This window comes from Candidatus Rhabdochlamydia porcellionis, from assembly GCF_015356815.2.
Lineage (GTDB): Bacteria > Chlamydiota > Chlamydiia > Chlamydiales > Rhabdochlamydiaceae > Rhabdochlamydia > Rhabdochlamydia porcellionis.
In genome coordinates this window covers 128089-147869 of sequence record NZ_CP075585.1, presented here as the reverse complement: position 1 = coordinate 147869, position 19781 = coordinate 128089, and the positions used below count along the sequence as shown (strand labels likewise).

The following is a 19781-nucleotide window of genomic DNA, read 5'->3' as shown; positions in this document are numbered from 1 at the left end:
CCTCCTACAAATAGCTAACAGAGGTTTTTACATTTTGTAAAACAATTCATTAAAAATAATTTTTTTTGTTTACAATATCTGATAAAATAAACATTTTCACGATAGGATAACATAAACAGAAATGATTATCTACAAATTATTTGTCTGTTAAGAGCCACAGTGCTTACAAATGCAATTATGTTTAGAGGACCAATAGTTCTCGAACATTAACTTGAATATTAAATAGATCCTAAGATACTCTTTTCTTTTCTACAAATTTACTGATTTGAATGTAGAGGGAAAAATGTCGGCTATTGCAATTCCAGAAACTATTAAAAGCGAAATGCTTAGATTCTTAAAAAAGAATAAAAAAGCGGATTTAATCACAACTTATCTCTTTTTTTTAGAAAAAAAATTTAACTTAAAGCCTGTGCTTTTTATACGAGATAAAGTGATCTATCAGAGTAGAGAAGACCTTATCCATAGATTGGAAGAAGTGGGTAAGCTCTGGCGTGAAACAGAAATTAAAATTCAATATGGACAGCAAAGTGTTAACGAACAGAGTAAAAAAATTTATATATGCCCATTTACAGGAAAAGTATTTGCAGATAACACACACCCTAACCCTCAAGATGCCATCTACGATTGGGTTTCTAAATGTCCTGAAAACACCGAACGGGTCGGTGGATTGAAAGCAAAAAGATTCTTGGTGTCAGAAGACCTCGATGTGATAAAAAACTACATTGTCAAACGCAAAGAACCTATAAAAAAAATTGTCTTTTCTTCTGCTGTTACTGGTAAATTGTTTAATAGTAAAGAAGCGGTAATTCAAGATTTTGTTCAAAATCAGCTAAAAGATATTCCGTTAGAAGAGGTCCCTAGTCAAAATCGTTATCAGATTGAAGAGCACTTCATGTCTTTTATACAGACTCATTTAGAAGAAGGAAAAATTAATGCTTTTGTAGAAACCCTTGCTAATTATGATGAGTTTTCTGCCTTTGTAGAGTTATGGCTAGAAGAAGAGAAGGAAGAGATTTAAAAGAGATTTTTTTGATGGAGCAGAGTTTTATTAGTAGGTCGGCTCAAGAAACGCTCTGCATTGGACAGAAAATCGGATCATCTCTTATGGGCTTACACCCGATAATTGGATTATTTGGAGACCTAGGAGCGGGAAAAACAACGCTACTCAAAGGAATTATTCATGGTGCTGCAGAAATTGATTCTCAAGATATTTGCAGTCCAACATTTAACTATCTCAATATTTACCAAGGAAAACTTTCCTCTGTGTATCATTTTGATCTTTATCGCCTTCTCGATGCAACACAGTTTGTATCTGCTGGATTTGATGATTTCTTTTACTTAAAAGGGCTCTGCTGTTTGGAATGGGCTGAAAAAATTGATTGTTTACTACCTAAAGAAACCATTCGTATCTATATTACCCATCTTCATGAAACACAAAGGCAAATTGTAATATTGGGGTTGTATGTCTAAAAAATCTTTTTTTTATAATGCACAATTTATCACAGCTGCTGCTTGTGTTTCTGACTTTCCCTCTATTAACAACCCACAAAAGAAACCTCTTAAAGAAGTTGCTATTGTAGGAAAATCTAATGTGGGCAAATCCTCTCTAATTAACTACCTTCTTAATAATTATACTATTGCTAAAACATCTTCAAAGCCAGGAAAAACACAAACCATTAATTTTTTTACCATTGATCAGCAATTTCTTTTAGTAGATCTTCCTGGTTATGGCTATGCAAGAGTAGATAAAAAAACCAAAGAAAAATGGAGCGAATTAATTGATCTCTATCTAAAAACGCGCTCGAGTTTGCGTTTGATTTTATTTCTAGTAGATATTCGACGATCTTTTACTGAAGATGATTTAAACTTCATCAAATGGGCTCATTTTTACCATAAAAACCTGTTAATCATTTTTACCAAAAGCGATAAACTAAAAATCCAAGAAATAAAAAAACAAACCTATACTGCTTCTAAAATACTCTCTTCTGTTTCCCCAATGCAGTCTTTTGAATTTTTAACTTGCTCTATTAAGAAGCCACAAAACAGAATAGCTCTTACCGAAAAGATCAAATCATTACTCCAAGAAAAATCATGACCTTACTTCACAAAGATGTGTTTGTTTGCCTAGACTGCGAAACAACTGGGCTGAATCCAGACAAAGATGAAATTATTGAATTCGCTATTGCACGCTTTAATTTCGATACTATTATAGATTCTTTTGAAACATTAATTGAACCCTCTTTCCCTATACCAGAAGAGTCAACAGCTATTCACCATATTACGGATCAAATGGTAAAAGGAAAGCCAAAAATTCAAGAGATTCTACCTCGCATTTTTGAACTTATCGACAATTATATTATTATTGGCCATGGCATTACTAACGATATCTCTTTCTTAAATGCCTCTGCAAAAAAGTATGCCGTTCCCAATAATCTTTCCTCTATTCGCTATTTAGATACCTTGCGATTAGCCCGTTTATATGGTGAAAGTCCTACCAACTCATTAGAAATGTTACGCAAACATTTTAATATCGCAGAAGAAGGTGCTCATCGAGCTATGAATGATGTTGTAGTAAACATTGAAGTGTTTAAATTTCTTGCTAAACGTTATAAAACAGTCACACAAATCCTCGAACGCTTAAAAAGACCTATTTTATTAAAAACCATGCCCCTTGGAAAACATAAAAGACGTAAATTTTCTGAAATACCTATTGAATATCTACGGTGGGCTGCGCGCCAAAACTTTGATCAAGATTTACTTTTTTCCATCCACCACGAACTAAAAAAACGCAAACAAGGTACGCGCTTTTGTCAAGAAGCAAACCCTTTTTCTTCACTTTAAAAAAAAGCATTCTGATGAATAAACTCTCCTTAAAACAGCTTGATGTAAAGAATAAAAAAGTACTCTTGCGTGTCGATTTCAATGTCCCTATAAATGAAGAAGGAGTCATTACAGACGATACGCGAATTAAAGAAGCACTAGATTCTATCCAATATATATTAAATCACAAAGGATCTGTTATCTTGATGAGTCATCTTGGTAGACCAAAAGGGAAACCCGATCTGAAACTCTCATTAAAACCCTGTGCCAAAGCCCTTGCCCTTTTACTCAAACATCCGGTTTTAATGGCTAAAGACTGCATAGGCCCTAGCGCACAAAACCTAGCAGCTCATCTACAACCAAATCAAATACTTTTATTGGAAAATCTACGGTTTGATCCAGCAGAAGAAAACCCTTCAAGCAATCCCGAATTTGCTAAAAAACTAGCTAGTTTTGGAAATTTATATGTAAATGATGCCTTTGGAACAGCACATCGAGAACATTCTTCTACCACTGCTATTACAAAATATTTTCTTGGTAAATCCGCTATGGGATTTCTCATGCAAAAAGAAATCAATTCCTTAAATTCTTTGATACAAAATCCACAACATCCTTTTTATGCAATTATTGGTGGAGCAAAAATTTCAAGTAAACTGGGCGTGTTAAAGTCTCTCTTAAAAAAAGTAGATGGTTTGTTTATTGGAGGAGGGATGGCTTACACTCTATTAAAAACCCAAGGTTATCAAATTGGAAATTCTATTTGTGAAGAAGATCAGCTAGATGAAGCCCTGCAACTAATCAAAAACTGTAAAGATCAAAAGCTGCCGCTTTGGCTACCTGTAGATTTGCTAATAGCCGATAACTTTGCTAAAGATGCAAATAGCAAATACATCCAAGTTAATCAAGGAATCCCAGATGGCTGGGAAGGAATGGACATAGGAACAGAAACAATTACTATCTGGGAAAAAGCACTTGTAAAAGCTGCTACTATATTTTGGAATGGCCCTCTAGGAGTTTTTGAATTTCCTGCGTTTGCAAAAGGAACAGAAGCAATTGCTCGATGCATTGCTTCTTCAAAAGCTCTTTCAGTAGTAGGCGGTGGAGACTCAGTTGCTGCTATCAATCAATTACATCTTACGAGTTCCTTTTCGCATATCTCAACAGGAGGTGGGGCCTCTCTAGAATACCTAGAGCTTGGGCGCTTGCCTGGGATAGATGGATTATCCGATAGTTAAATAAAAATATTTTAAATAATTGCCTTTTATCTACTTTTTTTTTTAATTATTGAAAAATAAGTAGAAAAGGCTATAATCTAAAGCAACTTTAAGGCAGGAATATGTTTGCGGCAGCAAAATTTAACAAGTTACGTGCTTGTATATGGCCAATTTATCGCCATGAGTTGCTCAAATTTGTCCCCCTTTTAGTTCTATTTTTCCTCATTGGATTCAATTACAGCCTTTTAAGAGCTACAAAAGATGCTCTTGTTATAACAGCCCCTTCTTCTGGCGCAGAAGCCCTCCCTTTTATTAAGGTTTGGGCCATTGTCCCTATGGCCTTTTTATTTACTTTTTTATTTACTAGAGTATCAAATCGTCTTTCTAGAGAAAAAACCTTCTATGCTATGATGAGCATCTTTATTGGGTTTTTTACAATATTTCTCTTTTTTCTATATCCTTTCCAAGACATACTGCATCCACACCATTTAAGCGATCGCATACAACAGTCCCTACCTATGGGATTTCAAGGCTTTATTGCTTTATTTCGCAATTGGACATTCACCCTATTTTACGTTATGTCAGAGATGTGGAGCACAATTATTATGACAGTCTTACTCTGGGGATTTGCTAATGACGTAACCTCTGTTGGTGATGCTAAACGCTATTATGGCTTACTTGGAATTGGAATTAATATATCAGGTATTGTTGCTGGTCAAGTTGCTACGTCGATGTCTCACTTAAATTATCACTCTTTCTTACCTTTTGGTAATAATGCCTGGGATCAAGCGGTTTTTTTTCTTACTTCTTTAGTGATTATAAATGGGATTTTATGTATGTCGATTTTCCGCTACATGCATAAAAAGAAACAAGGTTATAACTCAGAAAGTTACTGTGCTCAAAATGGAAACGAAAAAATTAAAATGGGCATGCGTAAAAACTTTGGCTATCTAGCTAAGTCTCCTTATCTTATCTGCATTGCCGTTATTGTGATAACCTACAATATCGCAATTAATTTGATCGAAGTGGTATGGAAAGACCAAGTAAAACAACTCTATCCCAACCCTGCTGACTTTAACGCTTACATGGGGCAAATTCTCAAGTGGATCGGTATTGTTGCTACGGTAACTAGCATTTTTATTTCCAGTGTGATTATTAGGCGCTTTAGTTGGACCTTTAGCGCTTTAGCTTCCCCTTTTATTCTTTTATTTACTGGAGTTGCTTTTTTTGCTTGTTTTTTCTTCAAAGATGTAGGATTTGCTTCTATTTCTGCTTTTTTAGGAGTTACCCCTCTGGCTCTTTGTGTATTTTTTGGTTCCCTACAAAATTGCTTAGCTAGAGCTTCTAAATACACCCTATTTGATGTAACCAAAGAAATGGCTTTTACCCCTTTAAGCAAAGAGTGTAAGCAAAAAGGAAAAGCAGCTATTGATGGCGTGGGATCACGTCTTGGAAAATCAGGAGGCTCTCTCATCCACCAAACTCTTCTTATGTTCTTCGGAACCGTTACTCTTAGCACCCCTTATGTTGCTATTATTCTCTTAGGAGTAATCAGTGCTTGGATGGTATCGGTTCGTTCTTTAGGCCATCAATTTGATAACCTCATTGCCCATCAAGCAACATTAAAAGATCCCGATGAAGAACCATCTGCAGGACCTGTGTTTGCTGAGTCTAGCAAAACTTAAATCAGCAATCATAAAAAATGATTTATTATAATATTTTGACTTCCATTTTCTATCTATTTTTTGTAAATCGGAATACTTTCGCTCCCTTTTTGTGAATGAATAGCTCCTATCCCCTTCTGGAGAACATAAACTATTGCTTCTTTATGCAATAGAGTGGGATAAGTATTAGATACAAACTCTTCTTCTTCAGATCCCGTAAAAAAAAGATCGTATTTTTTGCCTTGCTCATGGTAGCAAAGTTCCGTCTCTGTATTTGAAAAAAGAACTTGAATCAGAGTTTTAAATTTTTCCCTAGATTTTCTTATCTTCTCTTCCCCAAATTGCTCCCACTCTTGACACACAGCTTCAAACGTTCTTCCACTGCTTTCCACTTCAACTGCTATGTATTTAGCTAGCCCTGGAAAGGTGTGTTCGAAATCAGCAAACTTCGGAGGACTTTTTTCTTTTTCACAAAGAGTAGCAATAGAAATCTTCTTATAAGATTTTCCTGATTTTTCAACAGCAAGAAATACTGGATATAATAAAATGCTAAGATTATCTGCAAATGCAAAACTTGGAAAGGCTATCATAAATTCATCTTTTTGCTTGAGATGTTGAGTTAATTCCGACATTAAATTTCCAACCCAAGAAGAAGTAAGTGCTCTTATTTCCATCATTTTTCCAGAAAGAGTATCACTATCGCCAAACCCTAATGCTAAAAACCCATTTTCACTAAGGAAGCTATGAGCTTTTATAAGATCTATAAAAGCATCCTTAGAAGCATCAAATTTGTCATAATCAACTGCTAGCACGGCAGAATAACTTCCTTTTTCCCTCTGAATCTCCTTGATGTTTTGATAAGCATGAATGCTAACTGATATACCTGAACATTTACTAAAAAAATCTCTAACTCCTTCGATTTTTTTAGAATCAATTCTTTCTGGATCTACACAATCAATAATAATATTTTTAAATCCTTCAAGGATAAGCTTTTCCAAAGTAATGAAATCAGACATAAGCCCACCGCTTCCCATACTAAGCAAGCGTATAGGTTGATTCTTATCAGGATGAATTTCAGCTAAACGTTGAACAATTGCTTTTTCGAGATTGTTTCTTCTAGGACTCTTAAAACGATGAAACGCTTTTGTTTCTACGCATGCACATTCACTTAACTTAAGATCAGCCAAAGAAGGATGGAGAAAAATAAGAGAACTACTTAAGACATTTGTCATTTCTATCGCATGCAATCGTATAGAAAAAACATGGTCAAATATTTCAACAACTTTTGAAGGGTTTTGAGGAAGGTTTTGCACGCAAAACTTTCTATAATTTTCATCTTTAAAACAAGGTAGCTTAATAGCAGCCCCTATAAGAGAAAAAGGAAGCGTTACTATCGCCATTATTTTTATCGTCCTTCTTACTATTGACAAGTGCTCCATATTGCCATTATGTCGCAATGGGAAAGTGAGGTAAAAAAATTCCATTGAATTCATAGCATGTATTGAACCATCATTAAGAACCACAACTTCCTTTCCTGCAAAAAGCACTCTAGCAGGAGCAAGCAAAAAATCCCCTGCTTTTTCAAAAAAAGAGCCCGAGGCAGCATTAAGTCGGGATGAAAGATAAAAATTTGAAATAATACACATGTTATCTCTAAAATAATAATGCAAGATAAAATATCGAGTTTTATTTATTAAGACAATAAAAAAAGGCTAAAAATGCCTGACTTATTTACTAAAATATAACTGTGAATTGAATTTAATTAGTTAAAGAAAAAGAAGTCAGCAACACTTCTTTTTTCTTAAGCAATGAAAATAATATTTAATGATTTAAAGATAAATCCGCAAGAGGTCGTATAAGCAGAAATGTTACTCTAGATATCTACTTTTCCCATAAATCTTTTAATCTCTCTTTTCTTCCTGAATAGAAGGAATAAGACTGATACTTTGCAGGATCTTTTTTATAAAACTGTTGGTGATAGAGCTCCGCTGGATAAAAGATTTGTATTGGCAAAATTTGTACTAAACAAGATAAATGCAGTTCATTTTTAGAAAACTCTGCTAACTCTTTTTGTTGCGCATTGTGATAAAAGATCGTTGGCCGATATTGCGAGCCAATATCACAAAATTGACCATCAGATCTTGTAGGATCAATATGATGCCAGTAAAAATCTAGAAGTTTTTCATAGCTAATCTGCTTTGGATCATAGAGCACTTGAACAGCTTCTACATGCCCTGTTCTTCCAGAACAAACCTCTTCATAGCTAGGGTTTTTTGTATCTCCACCAGTATAACCAACCTGTGTTTGTAAAACACCCGGCAAATGATCAAAATCATGTTGTATACACCAAAAACATCCTCCTGCAAAAGTCGCTAATTCTTCCATATCCCTCTTATAATAGAATAAACTTTTGATAAATTTTCTCCGCAAAAGCATAGCCTATTAAAAAAAAAGTCCCTCCTAAAAAACCCCAAAAATAGAGAACAGAACGTTTTATTTGTAAAAGATACGCCATGCTTAAACTAAGAGCAAAAAAGATAAGATCTAAAAAAAAATATAAAGAAGAAGCATGAGGAATGAGTGTCCCCATACAAGCACAAGGGAGCTTAATGCTATACCAAAAAATGGAATACCCAGCAAATGAAGCAAAAACTACAGCTGTAATCACCCATATGTACCAATGATTTCTACAGATAAAAAGAGCTATAATAAAACATATTTCGAAAAAACTAACCCAATGCTCTAGCTTCTTGATTTTTTCAGAAGGGTGAAACATTTTTCCATAAATAGCCAATAATAAAAAACAAGAAATGACAATGGCTACGCTTAAAACAATGAGTTTTTTATATCTTTTTAAAAGCATATTTCCTCTCTTTTAAAGGATATCCTTTACTGGGATATAATAAATTTTTTTTTCATACAAGCTCAAATCTGAGTTTTTACTGTATATTTTGTCTGAACAAATATCCAATTAATGGAAAGTATGGTATAAAAGAAAGGCTATGGACTATTTATTAGAACTTATTACGCGTCATGCTCATAATGCGCATTGGTATGTATTTGGAGCCATTATTTTAGCCGGTTTTAATATACCGTTAAGTACAGATTTGTTGATTTTGCTCAGTGCTTTTATCTCTGCTACTATTCTGCCAGAACACACTTGGCATTTATTGACAAGTGTTGTCCTTGGCTGTTACTTTTCCGCTTGGTGTGCTTATTGGATGGGACGTCTTTTTGGCTCACAGCTATCTCGATTTAAATGGTTTCAATCGATCTTTCATTTAAATCGGATGAAAAAAATCAGAAATTTTTATGAAAGATATGGGTTTTTAACTCTTCTTATCGGACGTTTTATTCCCTTTGGAATACGTAATTGCATTTTTATGTCTTCTGGAATAAGTCGGTTTAATTTTTTTCGATTTATCTTTATAGATGCTTTTGCCTGTCTTATTTGGAGCGGGATTTGCTTTTATTTATTTTATAGTTTTAGTCAATTTTATACGGTTATATGGCAGCGCTTTAAAACTGCTAATATTTTTGTATTGATAGTTTTCGGTGTGACGGTAATTGCAGGAATTTGGTATAAGCAATGGAAAAGGGTCCAAAAGACGAATCCTTCTACAAACTAGAACTAGCTTTTAAATCAAAATGAGTCAAAAAATCTAATTATGATTGGTTTATCAAATAGCTTATCACTTTTGCGTGCTCCTTTAGCATTTTTGTTTTTGTATGAAAGCATTCCTGTACGTATTACTGCTATTATCCTAGCCATGATAACCGATATTGTAGATGGTTACTTAGCACGCAAGCGTCGAGCTGTTACAAGGCTTGGAGCTATTTTAGATCCTGCCATGGACAAATTTTTTGTATTTTTTATTTTATCTATTTTGCTGATGGAAAAAAGATTGCCTATCTGGCAAGCTTGTGCAATTGTTTCACGTGATTTTTTCTTGTGTTTATTCGGACTCTATTTAAGTTTTAGATCTGCTTGGGAGGGATACCGCTTTGAATCCATTCGATGGGGTAAAGTATCCACAGCTCTGCAGTTTTTTATTTTAATTGGATTAGCTATAGGCTACCGATTCCCTTCTTATTTATATCTTCTATTTATAACGCTCGGTCTTTTAGCTTTTGTAGAACTCTTTAAAAGACAACTATTAGTTGTTAAATAAAATAGCTCTTAAATCATTTTTCAATAGCCATTATAGGATTAGGAACTTGAACACCCAGTTGCTGAATTGTTTTATACAAAAGATATAAAATTTCTTGTTTTACTATTAAATATTGTTTATATCTTATCTGCTTAGTATAAACTTCTACAAATAAATCTAATGAGTAAGCCCCAAAAGAAGAGAAAACCACATTAATTGGTAAATAAGCATCTACCGATGGATGTTTTTCAAACACTTCTTTTAAAACTCGTGTCAATTCCTCTAGCTTCGCAAAATCTTCTTTTCTAATACCCACCGTAATTTGAATACGTCGATGACTCATCCTCGATATATTAACAACAGAGGCCGTAGAAAAAATGGCATTGGGTAAATAAATCAATCGCTTATCTTTATCTCTGATTACGGTTAAATACCAGCCTATTTCCTCTATAGCTCCTTCTAAGCCTCCACGATCGGGCAAGGAAATGTAATCGCCTAACACAAAAGGACGATTAATCCAAAGCATCATACCCCCAAAAAAATTGGCAATAACCTCTTTAGCTGCAAATCCTAAAGCTGCGGCACCTACTCCTCCAAACGCCATTAACGGAACCGTATCTAAGCCCCAAATTTGCAAAATAACCAGAAAAAATATAGAGAAGACAGCAATGGAAATTAATCGACCTATCATATGCACATGCGACATATCAATGTTTTTGATAGTATGCTTAAAAGAGAGGAGATCTTTTTCTACTTCCTTTTTCCAGCGCAGAAATATCCAGGCTAGAGTAAAAATAACGGTCGTTTTAAAAAAAGAATAACTGTATTGATAGACAAGAGAAAGCTGAAAATGAACTGCAATAAAAGAAATAATTAAGCAAATACCGCAAGCCCATAGAAAAAAAGAACTAGGTAAATAAAAAATATTATCAATCCTACCTTTCCATCGATCTATAGGAAAACGCTTTGCTATTTTCTTAAAGGTTTTCTTAAGAAAAAAATTGATAAAAGTGAGTAACCCAAGATAGATTACAATTTCTAACCACCAAAACCGTTGCAAATTTGCAAAAGAAAAACTAATCATGTCTATTGCTCTATAAAAAAGTAAATCCTAGTATATACTCTATGTGATTTTCTTAGACAAGGTGAAAAGCTGGATCAAAAAGCTATACTTCTCTAAGATTCAAGAACCCATAATATCTATTTGGAGATAAGAAATATGCACTACCCTAGAGAATCGATTATAGCTTCTACTATTCGTTCTTTTTTTCGTTCTTTTGCTGTTTTTATCGGTTTTTTTACAGCCCTTATGCTTCTCTTATTTGGTTTAATCAGCTTTTCTTCTCCCTATATACAACCAGAAAAAAGTACGCTTTTGCTCAGCCCAGATGCCAAAGGACAAAGACAACTACTAGGCCCTACTTCCGATGTCATATTGAAGTTAAATATCTCTGGAATAATAGGTATGAAAAATCTTACCACAGAAAAAATCACTTCTTTATTACTCGATGCCCAAGAAGGGGTATTGCAAAACGATCGAGTAAAGGCGATTTTGCTCCACATAAATACACCAGGAGGAGCCGTAACAGATTCAGATGGGATTTATCATGCTATAATGGACTTTAAAACAAAACATAAAATACCTGTTTATGCTTATGTAGATGGTATGTGTGCATCAGGTGGTATGTATATTGCCTGCTCTGCAGATAAAGTGTTTGCTTCTTCTACTAGTGTTATAGGCTCTGTAGGAGTGCGTTTTGGTCCAACTTTTAACTTTTCTACTTTGATGCAACGTTACGGAATAGAGGCTTTGACAATTACACAAGGTAAAGATAAAGATGCCTTAAACCCTTTTAGACCTTGGAAAACAGACGAAGATCTCTCCTACCGCAATTTAACCTCTGCCATGTATCAGCAATTTGTTAATCTTGTCACATCAGCACGTCCTGCTTTAAATAAGCAAAAACTCCTTTCTGATTATGGCGCTCATGTATTTATATCTGAAGAAGCATTGGAATATGGCTATATAGACGTTGCAAATAGCAACTATAATGAAGCTCTAGAAGCACTTGCCAGCCAAGCAAACTTAGAATCTTATCAAGTGATGACCATACAAATCGCTCATAATTTTCTATCAGAATTATCTCAGGCTAGATGTTCTTTTATAGAAAAAATGAGTCATTTATTTTCTCCTTTTCATCCAGAATTAGAAGGTAAATTTCTCTATCTTTATCAACCAGGACAACTTCTTTAACCTTGCTTTTTCCTCCCTAAAAGTAGGGAGGATTTTTTATATTCATGAATAAAATTTATATTATCGATGCGGTTAACTTTTTGTTTCGAGCCTATTACGCCATTTCTCCTATGACCAATTTACAAGGAGAATCTACTCATGCGTTATATGGGTTTATTCGTTCTGTTTATAAATTAATGAAAGATTTTTCTCCTGACTATGTAATCTGTGTATTTGATGGTCCAGATAATAAAAAATCACGAACTAAGATCTATAGCGAATATAAAAGCCATCGTACTTCTATGCCGCTAGATTTAGTGGAGCAATTACAAAGGGCTCTATACTTTTGTGAAATCGCAGGAATCCCTTTCCTATCCATAGAGGGAATCGAAGCAGATGATACAATGGGAAGTATTGCAAAATGGGCTGAAAAAGAAGGATCCGAAGTATTTATTTGTTCCAGTGATAAAGATTTGTGCCAACTTGTTTCAGATAAAATCCATATCATTCACTTACACAAAAATAACCTATTAATCGATGAACAAAAAGTAAAAGATCAATATGGAATTGAACCATCAAAAATCGTTGATTTTCTAGCTATAACAGGCGATACCTCTGATAATATTCCTGGATTAGAAGGTTTTGGACCAAAAACAGCGTCCTTGTTGCTTAATCAATACGGTTCTCTAGAAGAAATTTTAGCAAATACTAATAAGATCAAAGGGAAAAAAGGAAAAATCCTCACTCAACAAGAAGAGATTGCTTTGATGAGCAAACAACTCGCAACAATTGATATACATATTGATATCCCTACTCAACCATCTTTTTTTCAACTTAAAAATCCTGATATTTCTAAAATTAAGCAATTTTTTCAAGAGATGCATTTTCTCTCTTTATTAAAAGAGCTTCCTCTTAATACAAAGACTCCTCAAAAAAACTATTCTTTAGTCAATGATGCAGAATCCTTAGAAAGGCTTCTTAAAAAATTAGAACAAGAAACAAAGATCTACATAGATACAGAAACAACTCATTTACACCCTATACTAGCCCAACTGGTAGGGATTGGATTTGCTATTCAAGCAGGACATGCTTGGTACATCCCTTTAAATGGATTTTTAAGTAAAGAAATGGTCATTAAGAAAATCAAACCTCTTTTAGAAAAAAAAGAAATTAGCTTTATAGGACATAATATCAAATATGATCTGCATGTACTAAAAAATGAAACCATTTCTCTACAATCGATTTACTTTGATACAATGTTAGCTTCTTATTTGTTACATCCTAATACACAAAGACACAACCTCGACGAATTATCTCTACAACGATTAGGCAGAGAAAAAATACCTATTGAAAACCTAATAGGTAAGGGGAAAAAACAAACATCTATGTTAGACGTTCCCCTTGATCTGATAAAGGATTACTGTTGTGAAGATGTGGATTGCACTCTGCAATTAAAAGAACAATTAGAACCAGAATTACGAGAACAAGGGTTATTTACTTTATTTACAGAAATAGAAATCCCCTTGATTTTTGTTCTTGCAGAAATGGAGCGCAATGGTATTTATGTAAATATAAAAACTTTAGAAAAAACATCTCTTGCCCTGTCTTCTAAGATTTTACATCTTGAAGAGCAAATTTATGAATTATCAGGTCAGAAATTCAATTTGAATTCGCCTAAACAATTAAGCTCTGTTCTATTTGAAAAATTACAAATCAAACCTCCTAAAAAGACAATAACAGGTTACTCTACATCTATAGATGTACTGGATGCACTTAAAGAAGAATATCCCATCGTTAAAAAAATCATAGAATACCGCACTCTTGAAAAACTGCGTTCTACTTATGCCGATTCATTACCTCTACAGGTAAACTCTATGACAAAACGGATTCACTGTACATTCAATCAATCCACAGCAGCAACAGGGAGGCTATCTTGTCAAAATCCCAATCTACAAAATATTCCGGTTCGAACAGAAGAAGGAAAAAAAATTCGTCAGGCATTCGAACCTCAAGAGACCGATTATAGTTTTTTATCAGCTGATTATTCACAAATTGAGCTAAGAATTTTAGCCCATCTCTCAGAAGATCCTGCTTTAATTCAAGCATTCAATAATCAAGAAGATATTCATAGTTATACCGCCTCTTTGGTCTTTGGAGTACCTCTTTTAGAAATAACTCCCACTATGCGCTATCAAGCAAAGGCGGTTAATTTTGGAATCTTATATGGAAAACAAGCTTTTAGCTTATCTCAAGATCTTAATATTTCCTACAAAGAGGCAGAAACCTTTATTGCAACGTATTTTCAGCGTTATCAAAAAGTAAAAGATTTTATTGAATTTTGTGAAGAAACCGCTCGAAAAACAGGTAAAGTTGTGACCATCACCGGTCGTCAGCGTCCTATTGCGGAGATTCATAATAAAAACCCCTCTATTCGAGCATTTGCAAAAAGATTAGCCATTAATACCCCTCTTCAAGGAAGTGCTGCAGATTTAATTAAACTAGCGATGATCCAGGTAGATAATTATTTAAAACAGTCTTTTAAAAAAGCTAAAATGATTCTACAAGTTCACGACGAGCTTTTATTTGAAGCTCCTGACCACGACGCTTTATTACTGGGAAAAGAGGTAAAACGGATTATGGAGAATGTCATGTCTTTAAAAGTTCCTTTAGTAGTAGATATTGCTATTGGAAAAAATTGGAGTGAATGTTAAACTTGAAAAAGCTAGCTATAACTGGTGGGCTATCCTCTGGAAAAACAACTGTTTGCCATGTATTTAAAGACTTGGGCGCCTTTGTTGTAAGTACTGATGAGATTGCCCATAATTTACTAGTACCAAACGGCATAATTGGGCAGAAGATTATCCAATTATTTGGTCCAAACATTGTTGAAAATAATTCTTTAAATAGAAAAAAAATTGCACAACAAGCTTTTCTTGATGTAAAACTTTTAAAAGCCTTAGAAGCATTAATTCATCCTGTTGTGTATACTGAGATTGAAAAAGAATATCAACATGCTAAGCAAGCAGGTAAATACCCTTTATTCATAGTTGAGATTCCCTTACTTTATGAACTATTTAAACAAGACGAATTTGATATTGTCATTACAGTTACAGCCGATCTATCCATATGCCAAGAGCGGTTCATCAAACAAACACATCAAACAATAAGAGAATTTGAGCAACGCATGGCTCAACAAATCGATCCTCAAAACAAAGCAAAAAAGTCTGACTATGTGATTAAAAACAATGGGAGCTTAGCCCACCTAAAAGACCAAGTGGCTAAATTGTATTCCTTGCTAACCATTCAATAAAATTTATGGGCAATTTAAACGAAGGAGCCTTAACTTCAATGACAAACGAAGACACCACTCAAGGGTTCCAGGACCCAGAACAAAACAATTCTTCTCTTTCTATGACCACTCCCGTCGAGTCGATTACGAAAATAGCAGATCTTCAAAGAATGAATATGGACCAACTTACACTCTTTGCACGCAATATTGGTCTAAAAAATCTCGGCGCGCTTACAAAATCTCAGATGGTTTTTGAAATTGTAAAGTTTTTATCTGAAAAACCTCAAGAGGTTTTGGTAGGAGAAGGAGTCCTTGAAATCCTGCCAGACGGATTTGGCTTCTTACGCTCTCCTAATTATAATTATCTTCCTTCTGCTGAAGATATCTATGTTTCACCAGCACAGATTCGTCGTTTTGATTTAAAGAAAGGAGATACGATATATGGAACCATCCGTTCTCCTAAAGAAAAAGAAAAATACTTTGCTCTATTAAAAGTAGAAAAAATTAATAACAAATCTCCTGAAAAAGCAAGAGACCGCATTTTATTTGAAAACCTTACCCCTCTTTATCCTGATGCTCGCCTTGTGATGGAATGTGGTAAAGAAAAACTCAGTCCACGAGTTCTTGATTTAACAGCTCCTTTTGGAAAAGGGCAAAGAGGGCTGATTGTAGCCCCTCCTCGCACTGGTAAAACAATGATTTTACAAACTATTGCTAATTCTATTGCTATCAATCATCCAGAAGTATTTCTCATGGTCTTATTAATTGATGAGCGCCCAGAAGAGGTTACTGATATGATCCGTAGCGTCAAAGGAGAGGTGATTTCCTCTACTTTTGATGAACCTCCCGAAAGACACGTTCAAATAGCTGAAATGGTGATTGAAAAAGCAAGGCGGCTTGTTGAATATGGTCATGATGTACTTATTCTCTTAGATTCTTTAACCCGTTTAGCACGTGCTTATAACACAGTTCAGCCACATTCTGGTAAAATCTTAACAGGAGGAATCGATGCAAATGCTTTGCATAAACCAAAAAGATTCTTCGGTGCAGCAAGAAATGTAGAAGAAGGCGGATCTCTAACAATTATTGCCACTGCATTGATTGATACTGGTTCTCGTATGGATGAGGTAATCTTTGAAGAATTCAAAGGAACCGGAAATATGGAACTAGTTCTAGATCGACGCTTAGCCGATCGTCGAGTATGGCCAGCTATTGACTTGATTAAAAGTGGAACTCGTAAAGAAGAGCTTTTATATCATCCAGAAGAGCTTGAAAAAATTTATGTCATGCGTCAAGCATTAGCAGATTTAGCTCCTTTAGATGCTATGAACTTACTACTTGGCCGTCTTAAGAAAACCGGTAGCAATGCTGAATTTCTTCTCACTATGAAAGAATAATTTTTGCTTTAAATTACACATCTTAATTCCTTATTAAGATGTGTGTACTCTTTACATTTAAAAGAAAAAACCAATCCGAACCTCAACTTCTTGTCGATAATGCGGAAAATCGTGAATGATAGCTCTTTTATATGCAACAGAGAAAACAATTTTGGGAGTGATCAATTTCCCCATTGTTATATTGAAAGGAACAAACCATTTATGCGTGATCCAATTAAATCTGATTTCAGGATCAAAATACAAAAACCACATTCTAGGTAAATCGATATTAAGAATGGGTTGGATATAAACCTGGCTAATAGAGTTTCGATTTGATTGCCCTGCAAAGCTGCACGCTTGCCTAATCATAAGAGCTGTCCAAGCTCCATTCATCCAACTAGCTAAGTCATATTTAATACCAAATGTTGGCACTGCTTGGTATTTGCCGGATCCTAAGCTAGATGGTGTTGCTGCAGGGAAAATTAATTGACTACCAAAGCCCAATGTCCATTTTCCATAAGCAGAGGTAATGAATAGCAATTGAAAAAGAATATCATCTAAACCATTTTCTATTTGATCTGATCCTTGATTTAACCAGGCGTAAGGAATATCAAGACGACTGCTAGCTTTCCATTGATTTTCAAATTGGCAAGGTACCTCAAATCTAGCTATAAGGGTATTTTTATATGAACCTCCAAATAACTGATCATATTTCCATCGGACATCAAAACGCCTTAAAGGCTGAGTAAAATCTTGACCTGTATTTTCCTCAGCCGCATGCAAAACAGAAGCCAAACAACATAGAACCTGTATTTTTTTCATTTACTTAGACAAAGTATTTCCTTCTTGAGGCTCAACAATTTTGAACCAAAAATCAAAAGTATCAAAAAGAGATAAAAAGGTTTCTAATATTTGCCGATCTCCTTTAATAGTTATTTTTTTTGTTTTTTCTGCCTCTTTAAATTTTAGTGTACCTAAAATGATTTGATCAAAGTTCGCTCGCTTCATGATTATTGTTGCATCCGCTTTAATAGTTTTCTTAGGGAAATAATGTAAAACTCCATTTTTTACTTGAAGGAGATATTTTTCTTTTACATCTGGCAGCTCAAGATAAATAGAAATCTGCTGATCCGCTGCACGTGGTCCATTTAATTGAATAGCAAAATAATCCAGCAAAGACTCTGTTGGCATAGCTTTAATGACATCTGGACTAATTCCTGAAATAAAAAGACCCTTCTCTATCCTCTTTTTTAATTCCTGCGCTCCTGTTAAATAAAAATTACGCCATGTAGCATTTTCTGATTGATAACCAAGCTGCTCTAAAACACTTGCAAGAAGATTTTTTGCTTTTTCATTGGAAGGCTCAGCAAAAACAAGATGATTTAATACCTGAGCAGCCCAACGATAATTTCCCTGATCATAATCTTTCTGTGCTTTTGCTAAGATAGCATCCGCTCCTCCCATATACTCTACCATTTTTTGCCCTGTTTCTATAGGAGGAAGCTGATGTAGAGTTGAAGGATTTCCATCAAACCATCCTAAGTAAAAGCAATAAACAGACTTTGCATTATGACTAAGAGTTCCGTAGTAACCGCGATTATACCACTCTTGGCTGAGTGTTTTGGGAAGTTTGATCATTTCACCGATTTCTAACATGGTATACCCCTGATTTGCCAAATGCAACGACTGATCATGTATATATTTGTACAGGTCTCGTTGCTTTTCCAAAAAATCAATTATCCTATCTTTACCCCAAGTTGGCCAATGATGCTGCGCAAAAATCACCTCCGTTTTTTCTCCAAACATTTCAATTGTCTGATTTAAATAATGAGACCATGCTCTTGCATCTCTAATCTTTGCCCCTCGCAATGTATATAAATTATGCATAGTATGTGTTGCATCCTCAGCTGCACAAAGAGCTTTCAAATCAGGCAAATAAAAAAGCATTTCAGCAGGAGCTTCAGAATTGGGAGCAAATATAAAAACAAAACGAACTCCATCAATAGTTTTCTTTTTACCTGTTTTTACAATGAGATCCGTCGGCAAAATAAGAGAAGTTTCGCCCACAGATGTAGTAAGACCAAGTCCCGCTGTTACTTGTCCATAAGCTCCTGGTTTAATTAAGTTTCCATACATATAGCTAGCACGTCTTGCCATCGCATTGCCTGCCATTATAGATTCATCCAGAGCAGCTTGGAGAAACCCTTCTGGAGCAAAGATTTTAACCATTCCTTTTTGAACTTCTTCCTGAGTAATAATCCCTCGAACTCCTCCAAAATGATCCATATGGCTATGTGTATAAATCACAGCTTTAACCGGTTTTTTTGGACGATGTTGATAATAGAGATCTAAAGCAGCTCTAGCAGTCTCTATAGAGATTAAAGGATCTATAATAATGAGTCCTTTTTTTCCTTCAATAATAGTCATGTTCGAGAGGTCAACACCTCTTACTTGATAAATTCGATCAACCACTTGAAATAAGCCTGCTTTACATAAAAGTCGCCCTTGACGCCATAAACTGGGATTCACACTATCTGAAGCTGATGGATTTTCTAAAAAATCATATGTCTTTAAATTCCATATAATCTCTTTATTTGCATTTTCAATAATGCCATTATTAGGTAGTGGAGCTATAAAACCTCGATTGGCATCTTCAAAGTCTTGTTGGTTATCAAAGGGAAATTCCTTGAGAATTTTCTGATTTTCTTCAATAGTTAGTGAAGTTGGTAATGCATTTAAGATCTGTATTGATAAAAAAAATACAAATAAATTTTTCATAAAAAACCTATAATCTTTTAGAACTCTGTAAAAGCTTTTATATAAAAAATTTCTTTTTTTTTATAAATATTTCACTTAAGATTTCTGATTAAATTCTTAAAAAATTTTCTTGATTTAAAAAATCTTAAGAAAATTAAATTAACTTTCTCAATATTGCCAACCCTTATTTTGAACCTATCCTTAGTTAAAATTAAATTACATCTTTATGATTTACAAATAATCTTATAAAGGATTATGCTTGCTTTTTTTTTGATAC

The 19781-nt window shown here is 34.4% G+C and carries 18 protein-coding genes; 12 read left to right on the top strand and 6 right to left on the bottom strand.

Translation table 11 applies throughout. The annotated features are described in order from the left end of the window. Window positions 1-292: 292 nt before the first annotated feature. The 6 genes from RHAB15C_RS00650 (at window position 293) to RHAB15C_RS00625 (ending at window position 5719) form a co-directional block, all read left to right on the top strand. Window positions 293-1018, top strand: coding sequence for a DUF2709 domain-containing protein (locus RHAB15C_RS00650; RefSeq protein ID WP_434062081.1), 726 nt, complete (start codon window positions 293-295; stop codon window positions 1016-1018). After that, window positions 988-1470: a tRNA (adenosine(37)-N6)-threonylcarbamoyltransferase complex ATPase subunit type 1 TsaE gene (gene tsaE / locus RHAB15C_RS00645; protein ID WP_220716057.1), complete on the top strand. Its 483-nt coding sequence runs from the start codon at window positions 988-990 to the stop codon at window positions 1468-1470. The genes RHAB15C_RS00650 and tsaE overlap by 31 nt, the downstream gene beginning before the upstream one ends. After that, window positions 1463-2095, top strand: a complete 633-nt coding sequence (gene yihA, locus RHAB15C_RS00640; RefSeq protein WP_194845928.1) for a ribosome biogenesis GTP-binding protein YihA/YsxC — start codon at window positions 1463-1465, stop codon at window positions 2093-2095. The genes tsaE and yihA overlap by 8 nt, the downstream gene beginning before the upstream one ends. Beyond that, complete coding sequence (locus RHAB15C_RS00635) at window positions 2092-2841, top strand: putative quorum-sensing-regulated virulence factor (RefSeq protein WP_194845929.1); 750 nt, start codon at window positions 2092-2094, stop codon at window positions 2839-2841. The genes yihA and RHAB15C_RS00635 overlap by 4 nt, the downstream gene beginning before the upstream one ends. 14 nt (window positions 2842-2855) lie before the next feature. Further along, window positions 2856-4055, top strand: a complete 1200-nt coding sequence (locus RHAB15C_RS00630) for a phosphoglycerate kinase (RefSeq protein WP_194845930.1) — start codon at window positions 2856-2858, stop codon at window positions 4053-4055. Between the two features lie 101 nt (window positions 4056-4156). Then, window positions 4157-5719, top strand: a complete 1563-nt coding sequence (locus RHAB15C_RS00625) for an Npt1/Npt2 family nucleotide transporter (RefSeq protein WP_194845931.1) — start codon at window positions 4157-4159, stop codon at window positions 5717-5719. 53 nt (window positions 5720-5772) lie between these two features. Here the strand turns inward: RHAB15C_RS00625 and RHAB15C_RS00620 are convergent, their stop codons facing one another. From RHAB15C_RS00620 to RHAB15C_RS00610, 3 genes are all read right to left on the bottom strand, one after another. Further along, entirely contained in the window at window positions 5773-7344 is a 1572-nt protein-coding gene (locus RHAB15C_RS00620) for a hypothetical protein (RefSeq protein WP_194845932.1), read from the bottom strand. Window positions 7345-7579: 235 nt separating this feature from the next. Further along, entirely contained in the window at window positions 7580-8083 is a 504-nt protein-coding gene (gene msrA, locus RHAB15C_RS00615; RefSeq protein ID WP_220716056.1) for a peptide-methionine (S)-S-oxide reductase MsrA, read from the bottom strand. Window positions 8084-8090: 7 nt separating this feature from the next. Beyond that, window positions 8091-8561 carry a hypothetical protein gene (locus RHAB15C_RS00610; protein ID WP_194845934.1) on the bottom strand — a complete coding sequence of 157 codons (471 nt, stop codon included), beginning with the start codon at window positions 8559-8561 and terminating at the stop codon, window positions 8091-8093. Between the two features lie 139 nt (window positions 8562-8700). Between RHAB15C_RS00610 and RHAB15C_RS00605 the strand changes: the two genes are divergently transcribed. Together RHAB15C_RS00605 and RHAB15C_RS00600 are read left to right on the top strand one after the other, a co-directional pair. Beyond that, window positions 8701-9327 carry a DedA family protein gene (locus RHAB15C_RS00605; protein WP_194845935.1) on the top strand — a complete coding sequence of 209 codons (627 nt, stop codon included), beginning with the start codon at window positions 8701-8703 and terminating at the stop codon, window positions 9325-9327. Between the two features lie 39 nt (window positions 9328-9366). Then, on the top strand, window positions 9367-9870 hold the full coding sequence (locus RHAB15C_RS00600) for a CDP-alcohol phosphatidyltransferase family protein (RefSeq protein ID WP_194845936.1): 504 nt from the start codon (window positions 9367-9369) through the stop codon (window positions 9868-9870). Window positions 9871-9883: 13 nt separating this feature from the next. On the opposite strand, the gene RHAB15C_RS00595 is transcribed toward RHAB15C_RS00600, so the two are convergent. Next, entirely contained in the window at window positions 9884-10933 is a 1050-nt protein-coding gene (locus RHAB15C_RS00595) for a mechanosensitive ion channel family protein (protein WP_194845937.1), read from the bottom strand. Between the two features lie 135 nt (window positions 10934-11068). Here RHAB15C_RS00595 and RHAB15C_RS00590 point away from each other — a divergent pair, with 135 nt between their 5' ends. From RHAB15C_RS00590 to rho, 4 genes are all read left to right on the top strand, one after another. After that, a complete protein-coding gene (locus RHAB15C_RS00590) occupies window positions 11069-12103 on the top strand; it encodes a S49 family peptidase (RefSeq protein WP_194845938.1) in 1035 nt (344 codons plus the stop codon). Between the two features lie 44 nt (window positions 12104-12147). Next, window positions 12148-14793, top strand: a complete 2646-nt coding sequence (gene polA, locus RHAB15C_RS00585; protein ID WP_194845939.1) for a DNA polymerase I — start codon at window positions 12148-12150, stop codon at window positions 14791-14793. A gap of 2 nt (window positions 14794-14795) precedes the next feature. Further along, window positions 14796-15392 carry a dephospho-CoA kinase gene (gene coaE / locus RHAB15C_RS00580; protein WP_194845940.1) on the top strand — a complete coding sequence of 199 codons (597 nt, stop codon included), beginning with the start codon at window positions 14796-14798 and terminating at the stop codon, window positions 15390-15392. A gap of 101 nt (window positions 15393-15493) precedes the next feature. Continuing rightward, entirely contained in the window at window positions 15494-16768 is a 1275-nt protein-coding gene (rho, locus tag RHAB15C_RS00575; protein ID WP_281422379.1) for a transcription termination factor Rho, read from the top strand. Between the two features lie 57 nt (window positions 16769-16825). Here rho and RHAB15C_RS00570 read toward each other — a convergent pair whose 3' ends face one another. Both RHAB15C_RS00570 and RHAB15C_RS00565 read right to left on the bottom strand, forming a co-directional pair. Then, window positions 16826-17569 (bottom strand): hypothetical protein, encoded by a 744-nt coding sequence (locus RHAB15C_RS00570; protein ID WP_194845942.1) that lies wholly within the window; start codon window positions 17567-17569, stop codon window positions 16826-16828. Further along, window positions 17570-19525 (bottom strand): alkyl/aryl-sulfatase, encoded by a 1956-nt coding sequence (locus RHAB15C_RS00565; protein ID WP_194845943.1) that lies wholly within the window; start codon window positions 19523-19525, stop codon window positions 17570-17572. Window positions 19526-19781 lie beyond the last annotated feature (256 nt).